The organism is Alsobacter soli, assembly GCF_003004785.1.
In the GTDB taxonomy this organism is placed as follows: Bacteria; Pseudomonadota; Alphaproteobacteria; order Rhizobiales; family Beijerinckiaceae; genus Alsobacter; species Alsobacter soli.
Genome location: NZ_PVZS01000030.1, coordinates 47,868 through 62,556, shown reverse-complemented (window position 1 = coordinate 62,556; position 14,689 = coordinate 47,868). Strand labels below are relative to the sequence as shown.

Here is a 14,689-nt window from a genome sequence, read left to right as displayed (position 1 = left end):
TGCGCTCCCCTCCCGGGTCGAGAGTGAGGGAAAGCTGCCCGAAGGCTCCCACAATGTCAAGGATTTTTTTCTTATTGCCAAGCGCTTCAGTTCCCTCCACCCCTTTCCTGCAGCAGGAGAGCCCCACCCCATGACCTGGTCCATCGTCGCCAAGGATCCCGCCACCGGACATTTCGGCGTCGCCATCGCGACCCGCTTCTTCGCCGTCGGCGCGCTCTGCCCGCACGGGCGAGGCGGCGTCGGGGCGCTCGCCACGCAGGCGCTGATGAACCCGCTCTACGGCTTCAGGGGCTTGCGCATGCTGGAGGACGACATCCCGGCCGAGCAGGTCGTGGCGGCTCTGACGGCGGCGGACGAGGGGCGCGACCAGCGACAGCTCCACGTGATCGACCGCCACGGCCGCAACTTCGCCTGGACCGGCCCGGCCTGCGTCGACTGGTGCGGGCATGTGCTGGCCGACGGCGTCTCCGTGGCGGGAAACATGCTGGCCGGCCCCGCGGTCGTCGCTGATACGCTTGCGGCCTACCAGGCCAACAGCGACCAGCCCTTCGCCGAGCGCCTGATCCGGGCGCTGGAGGCGGGCGAGGCGGCCGGCGGCGACAAGCGCGGCAAGCAGAGCGCGGCGCTGAAGATCTGGACCACGGAGGAATATCCCATCCTCGACCTCCGGGTGGACGACCACGCGGACCCGCTCGCTGAGCTGCGTCGGCTCTGGGACGTGGCCCATGAGCGCTACATCCCCTTCTCGGGCGCCTTCGCGACGCGCGACAATCCGGCGGGAATCACCAGCCGGCCGGACATCGACCGGATGATCGAGGACTTTCTCGCGAAGCGGGGGCGCTGATGCGACTTTGGGGGCTTGTCGCCGTTGGGCTAATCGTGGGAGCCGGCCTCGCCCACGCGGAAGAGCGCCGCTGCGGGTGGCTGCAGAACCCCACTCCGGGCAACTGGTACCTGGATGACGCGTCCGGCTCGTGGACTCTCGCCACCCAAGGCGGGTCGGAGGCCGAGGGGATGGACATGATCCCCGACATTTCCGAGCGGGACTATGTGCGCACCAACGGCGCCTATGGGTACGCCTGCGCCTGCGTGACCGCCGACGTCGACCGCGAGACGAAGACCGTGTTGCGCATCTCCGGCTTCACGCAGTTGAAGCTCGCCCAATGCCGCAAGGACAGGAGCCTGCCCAAGCCGGACTGACAGGAGCGCGTCGCGCGGCAACGCTCGCGCGCAAGCGCCGTTGAGGCAGGCCCCGTCCTCGCGAGCCTCCTCATGTCGGCCCTCCAACTCGCCGCCGTCCTGCTGTTTCTCACGGCCTTGTTCGGGTGGGTGAACGTCAAGCTGCTGCGCATTCCGAACGCCATCGGCATGGTGTCCCTGGCGCTCGCGACCTCGCTGGCGCTCGTGGTCGTGCAGCGCCTGTTTCCCGACGTGCGCCTGGCGACGCCCCTCGCCGACACGCTCAAGCAGATCGATTTCCCCGACGTCGTGCTGAACGGGATGCTGTGCTTCCTCCTGTTCGCCGGCGCCTTCGACATGGACTGGGACCGGCTGCGGGACCGGGCCTGGCCGGTCGCCACCCTCGCGGTGGTGGCGACGGTGATCACCACCGCGGTCGTGGGCGTCGTCTTCTGGGCGGCGGCGCGCTGGCTGGGCAACCCGATCGGCCTGAGCTGGTGCCTGGTGTTCGGGGCCCTGATCAGCCCGACCGATCCGGTCGCCGTGCTCAGCATGGTGAAGTCCGCTCCCATCCCCGAGCGGGTCCAGACCGAACTGCAGGGCGAGTCGCTGTTCAACGACGGCGTAGGCGTTGTGCTGTTCACGCTCCTGGTAGGGGTTGCGACCAGCAAGACCGAGCCGACCGCCGCCACGGTGGCGCTGGAGCTTGTCCGGGAGGCCGGCGGGGGAGCGATCCTGGGCCTAAGCTTCGGTTATGTGGCCTATCGGGCCATGAAGGCGGTGGACGACTTCCCCGTCGAGGTGATGATCACGCTCGCGCTCGTGACCGTGACGTACAGCCTCGCGCAATCCGTCGGGGCCAGCGGTCCCCTGGCGGTGGTGGTGGCCGGCATCCTCATTGGCGAGCGCGGGCCCCGCTACGCCATGAGCGACAAGACCAAGGCCTATGTGTCCGGCCTGTGGACGCTGATCGACGAGGTCCTCAACGCCATGCTGTTCCTGCTGCTCGGCCTGCAGGTCATCGCCGTGCCGTTCCAGGGCTGGTCCCTCACGCTGGCGCTTCTCAGCCCCTTCATCGTGCTCGCCGGGCGGCTTGTCGCCGTGGCGGCGCCGCTGCTGGCGATTCCATGGAGCCGGCGCCTGTCGCTGCGCAACGTCCCGTTGCTCACATGGGCCGGCGTCCGGGGCGGCATCTGCGTCGCCCTCGCGCTGGCGCTGCCGGGCGCCCCCGAGAAGACCCCCATCCTGGCCGCGACCTATGCGGTGGTGATCTTCTCCATCCTGGTCCAGGGCTCCACCCTCGGATGGGTGGCGCGGCGGACAGGCGCCTCTGGCCGTTTGGAGGGCTCCGGGTCCTGACCGGACCGGGGCTGCAACTCACCGGACGGGACGCATCCTCCCCGCAGGTTCAGGCGTTGTGGCTCGTCATCGGAAAAGGAGAGCCGCCATGGACGCCAGCCGCATCAAGGAGCATATGAACGTCATCGGGGCCGACGGCGTGCATGTCGGCACGGTGGACGCCGTCGAGGGGCAACGGATCAAGCTGACCCGGAAGGACAGCGGCGAAGGCGCCCACAAGGGCCACCACCACTACGTGTCGCTCGGCCTCGTGGCCGATGTCGAGGGCGACAAGGTCCGCCTGTCCGCCAATGGCGACGTGGCGGTCACCTTCGAGGAGGAGCAGGGCGGCTCGCCGGCCGCCTGACGCGGAGGTCGGGATGCGCGCCGGGCGCAGCGGCCCGGCGCGCCCTTGTATCAGCGAGAGAGGCCGCCCGTCGCCTCGTCGGCCGCGCCCCGGACCGAGAGCGGACGCAGGGCTGAGGCCCGTGAGGCGCGCACCCACTCCCTGGCGAAGCCCACCACCGGCCACAGCAGCAGGGTGAGCGCCAGCGCCGTCAGGCCCGTGACGAGCGGATTGGACCAGAAGATCGCCAAAGAGCCGCGCGACATGATCATGGACTGGCGGAAGGCGTCCTCCGCCTTGTCGCCCAGCACCATGGCCAGCACCAGCGGCGCGATCGGGTAGTCGAGCTTCTTGAAGACGTAGCCCACGAGCCCGAAGGCCAGCGCCAGCCAGAGGTCGAAGGTTGCGCTGGAGACCGTGTAGGCGCCGATGAAGCAGACCACCACGATCACCGGGCCGATGATGGCGAAGGGGATGCGCAGGATGGCGGCGAAGAAGGGCACCGTCGCCAGGACCAGCACCACCGCCACCACGTTGCCGAGATACATGCTGGCGACGAGCCCCCACACGAAGTCCGGCTTGTCGATGAACAGCATGGGGCCGGGGTTGAGGCCCCAGATCATGAGTCCGCCCATCATCACGGCGGCGGTGGCCGAGCCCGGCACGCCGAGCGCCAGCATCGGCAGGATCGCGCTGGTGCCGGCCGCGTGGTCGGCGGTTTCCGGGCACACGACGCCCTCCGGGCGGCCCTTGCCGAAGCCTTCCTTGTTGCGCGCGAAGCGCTTGGCGAGACCGTAGCTCATGAAGGAGGCGGCCGTCGGTCCGCCCGGCGTGATGCCCATCCAGCAGCCGATCAGGCTTGAGCGCAGCAGGGAGACCCAGTAGCGCGGCATGCTGGCGATCGTGGCGAACACGTCGCGTGGGCTGATGCGCGCCCGAATTCCCTCGAACCGCAGCCCCTCCTCCATGGTGAGGATGAGCTCGCCGATGCCGAAGAGGCCGATCACCGCGACCAGGAAGCTGACGCCGTTCAGGAGCTCGCTGAAGCCGAAGGTCAGGCGCAGGCTGCCCGAAATGGTGTCCATGCCCACCGTGGCGAAGGCGAAGCCGAGCATCATGGAGACGATCGTCTTGAAGGGCGAGGCGCCGCCCAGGCCCACGAAGCTGGCGAAGGCCAGAAAATAGACCGCGAAATACTCGGGCGAGCTGAAGCGCAGGGCGAACTTGGCCACCCAGGTGGACAGGATGGTGATCAGCACCACGCCCGCCAGCGCGCCGAAGCCGGCGGACAGGAAGGCCAGGCTCAACGCCTCGGTGGCCCGGCCCTGCTTGGCCATGGGATAGCCGTCGAAGGTGGTCGCGACGGAGGACGGCTCGCCCGGGATGTTGAACAGGATGGACGTCGTCGAGCCGCCGAAGAGCGCGCCCCAGTACATGCTGGTGAGCAGGATGATGGCCGACACCGGGTCCATCGAGAAGGTCAGCGGCAGGAGCAGCGACACGCCGTTCGGGGCGCCGAGGCCGGGCAGCACGCCGACCAGGATGCCGAGCAGGACGCCGACCACCATGAGCATCAGGTGGAAGCCGGTGGCCGCCACCCCGAAGCCGTGCATGAGCGAGTTGAGGTTCTCCACGAGCGCCCTCCCCGGCGGCTTCGTTGCGTTCAGTAGATGCCGAGGGCCGCTTCCAGCGGTCCCTTGAGCAGCGGCACCTGGAACCAGCGCTCCAGCACCACGAAGAAGAAAACGGACACGCCCATGCTCACCAGCAGCGCGATCCACCACCTGTATTTGCCCTGCACCAGCATGACGCCGAACAGGTAGAGCGCCGCGCCGACATAGAGCCCGAGCGTGACGGTGAGGACCACGAAGGCCACGATAGGCCCGAAGAAGGCCAGCACCTGCCGGGCCTGGTCACGGTCCACGAAGGCGCCGCCGGCGCCGGCGAGGACCCCCCGGACGAGGTTCGCCAGGCTCGCGGCCACGATGATGAGGCCGAGATAGAACGGGAAGGCCCCAGGCTGTGGCCCGGCGCTGTCCCAGCCGACGCCGTATTCGCGGGCGCCGACCACCACGGTCGCGCCGAGCGCGCCAGTGAACAGGGCCGCGGCGACCTCGGCGGCGCGACGCGAGACGAGGGCAGGCGCCGGGGTCTCAGGGGTCGTATGGGTCATGGTTCACCCTTTTCGAGCGGGCCTGCGGCCCCGGCGCGGACGCCGGGGCCGGCGGGTCGGGGCTACTTCACCACCCAGCCTTCCTTCTCGAAGACCTTGCGGTTCTTCTCCTCGTCCGAGGCGATGAAGGTCTTCAGGTCCTTGCCGCTCAGGAAGCGGCTCGTCTGGGACGTGCGCTCGATGTATTCCTTCCACTCCGGCGTATCCTTCACCTTGGCGAGGACGTCGGCGTAGTAGGTCACCGCGTCGTCCGGGGCCTTGGGCGTCAGCCAGACGGTGCGGGGCATCTGGAACTGGTCGATCGGCACGCCCTGCTCCTTGCAGGTCGGGATGTCGGACCAGCCCTTGTCGGCTGTGACCTTCGCGCCGGCGGGCAGGCGCTCGGGGCTGAACACGCAGAGCGGCTTCACGAGACCGGCCTTCCACTGGCCGATGTTCTCGTTCGGGTTGTTGGTGTTGGAGTCGACGTGCGCGCCGGCGAGCTGCACCGCGGCCTCGCCGCCTCCCTTGAAGGGCACGTAGATGAACTTCGCGCCGGTGGCTCCCTCGATGAGCTTGGTCAGCGTCTCGTCCGTGTCCTTGGACTGGCTGCCGCCCATCTTGAAGCCCTCGGGCTTGGCCTTCACGGCCTCGAGGTAGCTCTTGGCGTCGGCGTAGGGCGCGGCGCCGTTCACCCAGATCAGGAACTCGTCCATGGCCATGGCGGCCACGGGCGTGAGGTCGTCCGGCTTGAAGGCGAGCTTGGCGACGAGCGGCAGGAGGTACTCGTTGTTGGTGCCGAAGATCACCTTGTGGGGGTCGCCGGCCGAGGCCTTGCCGTAGACATAGCCCTCGGCGCCGCTGCCGCCGCCCTTGTTGGTCACCACGATCGGCTGCTCGACCAGCTTGTGCTTGGTGATGATCGACTGCACGACGCGGGCGAAGGTGTCGGTGCCGCCGCCCGGGCCGGAGGTCACGACGAACTCGATGGGCTTGCTGGGCTGCCAGGCGGCCTGGGCCAGGGGCGCGGACGCGACCGTGGCGGCGAGCGCCAGGGCGAGCGCGGTGATCCGTTTCATGGCGATGTTTCCTCCGTGGAGACGCTTGGTTCGTTGACGGGCGGCCGCCGGTTGGCTCCGGCGGTCCGCGAAGGCGTGGGCTGGGCTCATGCCCGGCGAAGACGTCAGGCGGCGGCGCGCATCCGCGCTTCGCGGCCCATCCGGGCGGCGAGCAGGATCGCCTCGCGCGAGGCGCCGATGTTGGCGATGCCCTGCCCGGCGATGTCGTAGGCGGTGCCGTGGGCCGGCGTGCAGATCGGGAACGGGAAGCCGCCCAGAAGCGTGACGCCGCGGTCGAAGCCCATGAGCTTCATCGCGATCTGGCCCTGGTCGTGGTACATGGTCAGCACCGCGTCGAAAACGCCGGCCTTGGCCCGCAGGAACACCGTGTCGGAGGGGAATGGCCCCTCGCACACGATGCCGCGCGACGCAGCCTCCGCCACCGCCGGCTCGATCACGTCGATCTCCTCGCGACCGAAGTTGCCGTCATCGCCGGCGTGGGGGTTGAGGCCCGCCACCGCGATGCGCGGGCGCTGGAAGCCGGCGTCGCGCATGGCGCGGTCCGCCAGCGTCAGGCTGCGCAGGATCGCCTCTCGGGTGATGGCCGCCGCCACGCCCGAGAGCGGGATGTGCGAGGTGACGCGCGCGTTCCAGAGCTGGCCCAGGACGTTGAACTCGCTGGCCGGGCCGGAGCGGCCGAGCACGTCGTTGATGAAGCGGATCTCGTCGTCGTAGTTCGGGTACGCGAGGCGCATCGCCTTCTTGTTGAAGGGCGTGAAGAACACCGCGTCCGCCCGGCCGGCTGCCGCGAGCTGAAGCGCTTTGCGGAAGTTGCCCGTGGCGAACTGGCCGCCGGCCAGGGTCGCCTCCTTGGGCGTCACGTCCTCCACGGCGAGATTTTCCAGGTCCACGAACACCGAGCGGCCCCGCGGAGACGCGGCGAGCTGCGCCTCGTCGACGGTCTCGATGGCAGGATCGACGCCGGCGACCCGGGCGCCCTCGTCCAGAATGCGGCGGTCCCCGAAGACCACGATGTCGGCGGACTCACGCACCTCGGAGAGCGCGAGCAGCTTCGCCGCGAGCTCGGGGCTGATGCCGGCGGGATCGCCCATCGCAAAGGCGATCGTCGGGCGCGGGGTGGCGAGTGTTGCGCTCAAAGCTGGCGTTCCTCCGTCGTTGCAACCACGCTAGCATCGGTTCATGCAGGCATCAAGAATGCTGTATGCAGCATTCAGAGAGTTGTGGATGGCTGCATCCGGGCGTAAGCTGCTGCAAAAGGATGGGGTGGAGACGCCGGTGATGGATGCGCTGGGTATCGAGGCGGGGTCGCCGCTGGACGAGCATCGCCCCATCGTGCGGCACAGCCTGCACGACGCCATCGTCGGGCGAATCCGCGACATGATCACCGAAGGCACGCTGCCGCCCGGCTCGCGCGTCCACGAGGGCAATCTCGGGCGCGAGCTGGGCGTGTCGCGCACGCCCCTGCGGGAAGCGCTCAAGTACCTTGCGAGCGAAGGGCTGATCGAGCTCGCGCCGGGACGGGGCGCCATCGTGCGCCAGTTCACGCCCAAGGACGTGCGCGACGCCCTCACCGTGCTGAGCACGTTGGAAGGCCTGGCGGGCCGTCTGGTCTGCCAGAACGCGACGGACGACGAGATCCGCGAACTCCAGGCCATGCACGCCCGAATGCTGGACCTCTACGCCCGTCGGGACCGCCTGGCCTATTTCAAGCTCAACCAGGCCATCCACTCCGCCATCCTGCGGATGTCGAAGAACCAGGCGCTCGCCGACGTGCACGGGCTACTGCAGGCCCGGCTGAAGCGCATCCGGTACATCGGCAACGAGGGCCCGGACAAATGGGCCGGCGCGGTCGAGGACCACGAGGCCATGATGGAGGCGCTCGGGGCCCGAGACGGCGACGCGCTCGCGGCCGCCCTGTCCAGCCACATGGATCGCACGTGGGAGCGCGTGAAAGACGCGCTCTGACCCCCAAGGAGCCCCCCTCATGACCGACCAGACGAGATCCGGCCCGCGGGCCGGGCGGAGCCCCTACGCCCTTGTGGGCGCCGGCGAGTTCGGCGCCACGCTGGTGGCGCAGTCGCGCCGGATCCCCGAACTGGCGCTCGCGGCCGTGTGCGACCGGGACGTCGCTCGCGCCAAGGCCGCTCTGGCCGCAGGAGGTTACGATGGCGAGGCCATTCGCGTCGCCGGCTCGCGGGCCGAAGCGCTGGCGGCCATCGAAGCCGGCCGAATCGCCATCCTGGAGGACAGCGCTTTGCTGGCCGACCTGCCGCTCAAGGCCGTGGTGGAGGCGACGGGCGACCCCTTCGGGGCCGCAGCCGTGGCCGACCAGGCGCTCGGGTTCGGCTACCACGTCGCCATGGCGACCAAGGAGGCCGAGGTCGTGGTGGGGCCGGAGCTCGCCCGACGCGCCAAGGCCGCCGGGCTCGTGCACACGCTGGTGGAAGGCGACCAGCCGAGCCTGCTGTGCCAGCTCATCCAGCGCGCGCAGGCGCTCGGCTTCCCGGTGGTCGCGGCCGGCAAGTCGACCGAGTCGGATTACGTCTACGATCCGCAGAAACGGACGATCACAGCCTGGGGCCGTACGGAACACGCGCCCGACGGCTACGACGCCCTTTTCACCCCGGCCGACCCCGTCGCGCGCATCGGCGAGCGGGTGAATCCCTCCCTGCCCACCGCCACCGTGCCGGACCACACGGAGATGACCATCGTGGCCAACCAGTGCGGGCTGCAGCCGGACACGGCGGCCATGCATGGGCCCGTCGCCCGCACGGCTGAGCTGGCCGATGTGTTCGGCCCCAAGGACGACGGGGGCATTCTCTCCCGGTCGGGCGTGGTGGACGTCTTCACCTGCCTGCGCAGGCCGGACGAACTCAGCTTCGCGGGCGGCGTGTTCGTGGTGGTCGAGACGCCGGATCCCGCCACGGGCCGGCTGCTGGCCTCCAAGGGCATGCCGGGGAGCCGATCCGGGCGGCGGCTGATGCTGCACAACCCAGTGCACCTGCTGGGCGCTGAGGTCGGGCTGTCGCTCCTCTCGGCCCTCAGGACCGGCCGCGGCACAGGCGGCGAGGCGCCGCGCCAGCGCTTCGACGTGGTCGGCCGCACGCGGACGGCGTTGAAGGCGGGCCACCGCTTCACCCTGGGACGGCGCCACGCCTTCCCGGACCTGGAGCCCCTGATCCAGCCCGCCGCTGCGCTGTCCGGGGGTGGCCCCCTGCCCTACTATCTGCTTCCCGGCGCCGCGCTGCTGCGCGACGTTCCCGCGGGTCACACGCTCACGGCGGCGGACGTGTCCACCACGCCGGACAGCGCCTTGTGGCGGCTTCGCGAAGCGCAGGACGGCGCGGGCCTGCTGGGCTGAGAGGAGCGGCGCGTCGCGAACGCGTTCAGCCAGCTTGCTTCAACCGCAGAGCGCGCTCAGGCTGAAGCAAGCAGGGCGGCCTGGCCGCCTCGGACCCGACCGCGCAGGACGCCGTGAACATCCGCCAGCTCGAGGCCTTCAGGGCCGTCATGATCGCCCGGTCGACAACCGGCGCCGCAGAACTGCTCGACGTGTCGCAGCCGGCGGTCAGCCGCCTGATCAACCAGCTCGAGTCCTCGCTCGAGCTTACGCTGTTCGACCGGTCTTCCGGGCGTCTCGTGCCGACGCCCGAGGCGCTGCTCCTCTACGAGGAGGTCGAGCGCACCTTCGTGTCGGTCGACAAGATTCGGGAGCTGGCGCGGGAAATCCGCTCGGCGGAGGCCGGCAGCCTCAACCTGGCTTCGTTCCCGCTGATGGCCCTGGGCTTCCTGCCCAAGGCGATCCGGGCCTTCAACGAAACCCACCCCCGCACGCGCATCTCGCTCAACGTGCAGATGTCGCCGAAGGTCGAGGAATGGGCCGCCGCCCAGCAGATCGACCTTGGATTCGCGGAATACCCGCTGGAACAGGGCCAGTTCGAACGACCCGGGATCGAGGTCGAAGAATTCGCGCGCATGCCATACTTGCTCGCCGTGCCGGCCGGGCACGCGCTGGCGGAACGGAGCGTCGTGGGACCCAGGGACCTGCAGGGTGAGCGCTTCATCTCGCAGACACGTAACACCGTGGGACGCATCCTTGTGGACCGGCTCTTCGACAAGGAGGGCGTGCAGCGCGACCTCGTCCTCGACACCCAGGTGGTCGCCGGGGTGGCGACCTTCGTCAGCTACGGCCTGGGCGTCGGCTTCGTCGATCCCTTCACGGCCCTCGATTTCGCCGACAAGCCCGTCGTGGCGATCCGGTTCGAGCCGGCTGTCGAGATTCGCATCGGGATCCTGCATCCGACGCACCGGCCCATGTCCCGCATCGCCCGCGACTTCATGGGCATCCTGCGTGCGCGACGCCGCGAGACGCTCGCCCAGGTCGAGCGCATGCTGGGGCGCACCTATAACGAAACGGCATACACGCCGAATGTGAGCGCATTTGACGGCATACGCAATTTCACCAAACTGAAATGAACCGCTTCCGGAGCCCTCGCCGGTGACCCTCACGCCCTTGCAATCCCGACGCAGCGAGACCCGGCCATGACGCGCGCCGCCCTCGCCGCGTTGGACGCCCAAAGCTTCGACGTGATCGTGGTGGGCGGAGGCGTCAATGGGGCGAGCGCGGCGCGGGATCTCTCGGCAGCCGGTTATCGCACGCTGGTGGTGGACAAGGGCGATTTCGGCTCCGGCGCTTCCTCCCGGTCCAGCCGTCTTCTCCATTGCGGCCTGCGCTACCTTGCGCCGGGCCGCTCCCTCTTCGACTTCGTACGCCACCCGGGCCGCTTCCGCACGGCGCTGCGCATGGCGAAGCTCGGGATGGAGGCGCGCAGCGAGTTCGTGAAAGCCTGCCCGGAACGCACGGCGGTCATGAAGCTCCATTTCCCCGTCTATCGGGATGGCCCCTATCGGGGCTGGCAGCTCGACGCCGCGTTCCGGCTTTTGCAGGCGCTCGGGCCGAAGGACGTGCCGCTCGACTACGAGCGCCTCTCCCGGGCCGAAGTGGCCCGAAGCCCCCTGATTTCCGGTCTCCGCGATCAGGACAAGCTGGCCAGCGTCGCCCGGTTCCGGGAGTACCAGTTCGACTGGCCGGAGCGGGTCTGCCTCGACGCGATCGGCGAAGCCGAGCAGGCCGGAGCCGTGGCGCGCAACTACACGCAAGCGGCTCTCTCGAAACCGCGAGCCGACGGCCTGTGGCGCGTCACCCTCACGGACCTGCGCTCCCAGGCGGCTCCCGTGACCGTGGCGGCGCGCTCCGTGGTGGTGACCGCGGGCGTCTGGATGGACGGATTGCTCCACGAGGCAGAGCCGCGGGCCGGCCGCAAGATCTTCGGCACGAAGGGCTGCCATATCGTCGTGCAACTGCCTCCGGAATGCCGCGGGCTCGGTGTGGCGACGCTCAACAGCCTGCAGGAGCCCTTCTACTGCCTGCCCTGGAAGCACCTGCACTATTTCGGGCCCACCGAGACCGAGTATCGCGGCGACCCGGACCGCGTGTTCGTCACCGACGACGAGTGCGACTTCCTGCTGCGCGAGGCGAACCGGCTGTTCCCCGGCCTGGGCCTGACGCGCTCCTCGGTGCTGTTCACGTGGGCCGGCGTGCGACCGCTGACTTATGACGAGAACGTGCCCTTCGGCAACCGCTCGCGGGTGCTGCACGACCTCAGCCTCGACGGCCTGCCGAACGCCTTCGCGATGACGGCGGGACCGGTGATGACGCACCGCTCCGCGGGACGCGAGATTCTCTCGGCCGTGGCCCACAAGTTGCAACCATCCGGCCCGGCTTCCCGCGCCGGAGGGGCCCCGACCGCCTCGCCGCTGGCCCACGCCGAAACGCTTAGCGACATCCTGTTTCGCAGGACCGGCGAAGCCTGGACGGACCCCTTCGAGGAGGACGCCATGATGCGGGCCGCCGCAGAGGCGGGCGCCCTGCTCGGATGGGACGAGGATCGGACGCGGCGGGAGATCGCCGCTTACCGCGACGAAGTCGACGCGATCTTCCGGCCGGGAACCCGGACGGTCGCGCCAATGAGAGAGGCGCCCGCCGCCTAACGACACGGACGCTGGAGGAGGGACTGATGAACGAGCACAAGCTGAGCCGCCGAACGGCCCTGAAACTTGGCGCGGGCGCCGCCGCGCTCGCGGGGCTGCCCTGGATGAATTCGGCCGCGCTTGCGGCCGACGAGCTGCGCGCGGGCATCGCGGGCTTCAACGTCATCAACACGCTGGACCCCGCAAGGGCGAGCCTGGTCCCCGAGTTCTACGTGATCTACGGCGCCTTCAACGGGCTGCTGAAGTTCAACGAGAAGATGGAGATCGTGCCGGACCTGGCCGAGAGCTACGCGACGGTCGACCCGACCACGGTCGAGTTCAAGCTGCGCAAAGGGGTCAAGTTCCACGACGGCAACGAGATGACCGCCGAGGACGTGAAGTTCTCCATCGAGCGCGTCATGGACGAGAAGCTGGCCTCGCCGAACCGCGGCAAGGTCACGGCCATCGCCTCGGTCACGGCGGTGGATCCCTACACGGTGCGCATCACGACCAAGACGCCGTATGCGCCGCTGCTGAACTACCTCACCAACACCCGCACCGGCACCCAGATCGTTTCCAAGAAGGCGGTCGAGGCGGCTGGCGAAGGCTTCGGCCGCAAGCCGGTCGGCACGGGCGCCTTCATGGTGAAGGACTGGAAGTCCAACGAGAGCGTCGACATGGTCGCCTTCGACGACTATTTCGGCGGCAAGCCCAAGATCCGCAGCGTCAAGATCCCGATCATCGCCGAAGAATCGAGCGGCATGACCGCCATCCTGGGCGGCCAGGTCGACCTCACCAGCACGGCGCCCTTCGCGGACGTGCCGGCGCTGGAGAAGCGCACCTCCGAGGTGAAGGTGCTCAAGCAGCCGGGTCTCAACACCCGCTACTTCGCCCTGAACGTGACGAAGGCGCCCTTCGACGACGTCCATTTCCGCCGCGCCGTGTCCATGGCGTTCGACCGCAACGTGCTGGTGAAAGCCGCGATCTTCGGCGAGGGCGTCGCCATTCCGGGCGTGCTGCCCCCGTCGCTCTGGCCGGAAGGCAAGGGCTTCCACTCCGACTACACGAGCTTCAACCCGCAGAAGGCGAAGCAGGAGCTCGCGAAGTCCAAGTACGGGCCCGGCACGGAAGCCACCGTGATCGTCTGGGGCTCCAACTGGTGGCGGCGCACCGGCGAGATCATGGTGGGCATGGTCAACCAGACGCTTGGGACCAAGTTCCAGTTGCAGGCAATGGAGTTCAACGCCGCCTTCGCCAAGGCCAAGGCGGGCGACTACCAGGCGCTCGTGTTCGGCTGGCTCGGCCTCGTCGACCCGGACGAGTACCTGGGCGAGATCCTGGGCTCCACGGGGTTCCGCAACATTCAGGGCTACAGCAGCCCGAAGATGGACGATCTGCTCGAGAAGGCCCGGGCCGAAATGGATCCGGCCAAGCGGCGCCAGATCTACCGCGAGGCGGACCTCCTGGCCGTGGAGGACATGCCGGTCCTGCCGTGTTTCTGCTCCAACGTGCACAACCTGCTGCGTCCGAACGTGCAGGGCTTCAACCAGCTTCCCTACTCCAACTTCGCGGACCAGTTCGCGCATATGACGGTGGGCTGACGTCATGGCGCGCATGATCAGCATCGGCCGGGTTTCGAGCAGGCTCGGCGGCGTCGCCCTCCTGGCCCTGCTCGGCTCCGCGACGGTGTTCTTCGTCATGCGCGCCGGCTCGGGCGACCCGGCCATCGCCGTGCTCGGCGAGCAGGCCACCCCGGAGGCCATCGCGGCCTTTCACAGGAAATGGATGCTGGACGATCCGCTCGTCCTGCAGTTCTGGCGCTGGCTGTCGAGCGCCGTCATGGGCGACTTCGGTCTGTCCATGACGGTCGCCGGCGGCACGCCCATCATGAAGCTCATCGCGTCGCGGCTGCCGAACACCCTGTTCATCGGCCTCTACGCGGTGCTGATCGCCGTGGTCGTGTCGCTGATCGCCGGCACGCTGTCGGCGCTGCGGCACGGCAAGTTCACCGACACGGCGGCCACCTCGCTCGCCGTGCTCGGCATCTCCATGCCGGACTTCTGGCTGTCCTACGTGCTCGTCTACACCCTGGCGCTGGGGCTCGGGATCTTCCCGTCCTATGGCTTCACGCCCCCGGCCGAGTCCATTGCAGGGGCGCTCTACAGCGGCTTCCTGCCGGCGCTCGCGATCGCCGCGCCCATGGCGGCGGCGTTCACCCGCATCCTGCGGACCGCCTTGCTGGAGACGCTCTACCGCGACCACGTGCGCGTGGCCCGCTCGCTCGGCTACCGCGACGCCTTCGTGTTCGTCCACTTCGTGCTGCGCAACGCGCTGATTCCCTACGTGACGGTGATCGGCCTCCAGGTGCGCTACCTGCTCGGCGGCACGGTCGTGGTCGAGCGCATCTTCGGCATCCCGGGCGTGGGCGCGCTCATGGTGGATGGGGCCTTCGGGCGCGACTACCCGCTGGTGCAGGCCTGCGCCCTGACGTTCCTGCTCAGCGTGCTCCTGGTGAACTTCGCCGTGGACCTCGTCTGCGCCGCTCTCAACCCCCGGTCGGCCTGA

At 69.1% G+C, this 14,689-nt stretch carries 14 protein-coding genes; 10 read left to right on the top strand and 4 right to left on the bottom strand.

What is annotated here, in order from left to right:
* Window positions 1–130 precede the first annotated feature (130 nt).
* The 4 genes from SLNSH_RS20405 to SLNSH_RS20390 all read left to right on the top strand — a co-directional run bounded on the left by SLNSH_RS20405 (window position 131) and on the right by SLNSH_RS20390 (window position 2,884).
* Window positions 131–844: a DUF1028 domain-containing protein gene (locus tag SLNSH_RS20405; RefSeq protein ID WP_106339418.1), complete on the top strand. Its 714-nt coding sequence runs from the start codon at window positions 131–133 to the stop codon at window positions 842–844.
* Entirely contained in the window at window positions 844–1,200 is a 357-nt protein-coding gene (locus SLNSH_RS20400) for a DUF4087 domain-containing protein (RefSeq protein WP_106339416.1), read from the top strand. Before SLNSH_RS20405 ends, SLNSH_RS20400 begins: the two co-directional genes overlap by 1 nt.
* A gap of 72 nt (window positions 1,201–1,272) precedes the next feature.
* Entirely contained in the window at window positions 1,273–2,538 is a 1,266-nt protein-coding gene (locus tag SLNSH_RS20395) for a cation:proton antiporter (protein ID WP_106339414.1), read from the top strand.
* Between the two features lie 88 nt (window positions 2,539–2,626).
* Window positions 2,627–2,884 carry a DUF2171 domain-containing protein gene (locus SLNSH_RS20390; RefSeq protein WP_106339412.1) on the top strand — a complete coding sequence of 86 codons (258 nt, stop codon included), beginning with the start codon at window positions 2,627–2,629 and terminating at the stop codon, window positions 2,882–2,884.
* A 50-nt stretch (window positions 2,885–2,934) separates the two neighbouring features.
* On the opposite strand, the gene SLNSH_RS20385 is transcribed toward SLNSH_RS20390, so the two are convergent.
* From SLNSH_RS20385 to SLNSH_RS20370, 4 genes are all read right to left on the bottom strand, one after another.
* Window positions 2,935–4,497: a tripartite tricarboxylate transporter permease gene (locus SLNSH_RS20385; RefSeq protein ID WP_106339410.1), complete on the bottom strand. Its 1,563-nt coding sequence runs from the start codon at window positions 4,495–4,497 to the stop codon at window positions 2,935–2,937.
* Window positions 4,498–4,526: 29 nt separating this feature from the next.
* Window positions 4,527–5,036, bottom strand: coding sequence for a tripartite tricarboxylate transporter TctB family protein (locus SLNSH_RS20380; protein ID WP_106339408.1), 510 nt, complete (start codon window positions 5,034–5,036; stop codon window positions 4,527–4,529).
* Between the two features lie 62 nt (window positions 5,037–5,098).
* Window positions 5,099–6,094 carry a Bug family tripartite tricarboxylate transporter substrate binding protein gene (locus SLNSH_RS20375; protein WP_106339406.1) on the bottom strand — a complete coding sequence of 332 codons (996 nt, stop codon included), beginning with the start codon at window positions 6,092–6,094 and terminating at the stop codon, window positions 5,099–5,101.
* A 104-nt stretch (window positions 6,095–6,198) separates the two neighbouring features.
* The gene (locus SLNSH_RS20370; RefSeq protein ID WP_106339404.1) at window positions 6,199–7,185 is read right to left on the bottom strand and encodes a 4-hydroxythreonine-4-phosphate dehydrogenase PdxA; all 987 of its coding nucleotides are present in this window, start codon (window positions 7,183–7,185) and stop codon (window positions 6,199–6,201) included.
* A 187-nt stretch (window positions 7,186–7,372) separates the two neighbouring features.
* On the opposite strand from SLNSH_RS20370, the gene SLNSH_RS20365 reads away from it, so the two are divergent.
* The 6 genes from SLNSH_RS20365 (at window position 7,373) to SLNSH_RS20340 (ending at window position 14,689) form a co-directional block, all read left to right on the top strand.
* A complete protein-coding gene (locus SLNSH_RS20365; protein ID WP_106339402.1) occupies window positions 7,373–8,059 on the top strand; it encodes a GntR family transcriptional regulator in 687 nt (228 codons plus the stop codon).
* 19 nt (window positions 8,060–8,078) lie between these two features.
* Window positions 8,079–9,455, top strand: a complete 1,377-nt coding sequence (locus tag SLNSH_RS20360; RefSeq protein ID WP_106339400.1) for a hypothetical protein — start codon at window positions 8,079–8,081, stop codon at window positions 9,453–9,455.
* Window positions 9,456–9,568: 113 nt separating this feature from the next.
* The gene (locus SLNSH_RS20355; protein WP_106339398.1) at window positions 9,569–10,570 is read left to right on the top strand and encodes a LysR substrate-binding domain-containing protein; all 1,002 of its coding nucleotides are present in this window, start codon (window positions 9,569–9,571) and stop codon (window positions 10,568–10,570) included.
* Between the two features lie 66 nt (window positions 10,571–10,636).
* Window positions 10,637–12,145 carry an FAD-dependent oxidoreductase gene (locus tag SLNSH_RS20350; protein WP_106339396.1) on the top strand — a complete coding sequence of 503 codons (1,509 nt, stop codon included), beginning with the start codon at window positions 10,637–10,639 and terminating at the stop codon, window positions 12,143–12,145.
* A 26-nt stretch (window positions 12,146–12,171) separates the two neighbouring features.
* Window positions 12,172–13,725 (top strand): ABC transporter substrate-binding protein, encoded by a 1,554-nt coding sequence (locus tag SLNSH_RS20345; RefSeq protein ID WP_158266835.1) that lies wholly within the window; start codon window positions 12,172–12,174, stop codon window positions 13,723–13,725.
* Window positions 13,726–13,729: 4 nt separating this feature from the next.
* Entirely contained in the window at window positions 13,730–14,689 is a 960-nt protein-coding gene (locus SLNSH_RS20340) for an ABC transporter permease (protein WP_106339391.1), read from the top strand.

What these genes read in the sequence shown, in the direction of transcription:
- SLNSH_RS20405 (WP_106339418.1), top strand. Translation starts at nt 131, where the DNA reads ATGACCTGGTCCATCGTCGCCAAGGATCCCGCCACCGGACATTTCGGC.
- SLNSH_RS20400 (WP_106339416.1), top strand. Translation starts at nt 844, where the DNA reads ATGCGACTTTGGGGGCTTGTCGCCGTTGGGCTAATCGTGGGAGCCGGC.
- SLNSH_RS20395 (WP_106339414.1), top strand. Translation starts at nt 1,273, where the DNA reads ATGTCGGCCCTCCAACTCGCCGCCGTCCTGCTGTTTCTCACGGCCTTG.
- SLNSH_RS20390 (WP_106339412.1), top strand. Translation starts at nt 2,627, where the DNA reads ATGGACGCCAGCCGCATCAAGGAGCATATGAACGTCATCGGGGCCGAC.
- SLNSH_RS20380 (WP_106339408.1), bottom strand. Translation starts at nt 5,036, where the DNA reads ATGACCCATACGACCCCTGAGACCCCGGCGCCTGCCCTCGTCTCGCGT.
- SLNSH_RS20375 (WP_106339406.1), bottom strand. Translation starts at nt 6,094, where the DNA reads ATGAAACGGATCACCGCGCTCGCCCTGGCGCTCGCCGCCACGGTCGCG.
- SLNSH_RS20370 (WP_106339404.1), bottom strand. Translation starts at nt 7,185, where the DNA reads ATGGGCGATCCCGCCGGCATCAGCCCCGAGCTCGCGGCGAAGCTGCTC.
- SLNSH_RS20365 (WP_106339402.1), top strand. Translation starts at nt 7,373, where the DNA reads ATGGATGCGCTGGGTATCGAGGCGGGGTCGCCGCTGGACGAGCATCGC.
- SLNSH_RS20360 (WP_106339400.1), top strand. Translation starts at nt 8,079, where the DNA reads ATGACCGACCAGACGAGATCCGGCCCGCGGGCCGGGCGGAGCCCCTAC.
- SLNSH_RS20350 (WP_106339396.1), top strand. Translation starts at nt 10,637, where the DNA reads ATGACGCGCGCCGCCCTCGCCGCGTTGGACGCCCAAAGCTTCGACGTG.
- SLNSH_RS20345 (WP_158266835.1), top strand. Translation starts at nt 12,172, where the DNA reads ATGAACGAGCACAAGCTGAGCCGCCGAACGGCCCTGAAACTTGGCGCG.
- SLNSH_RS20340 (WP_106339391.1), top strand. Translation starts at nt 13,730, where the DNA reads ATGGCGCGCATGATCAGCATCGGCCGGGTTTCGAGCAGGCTCGGCGGC.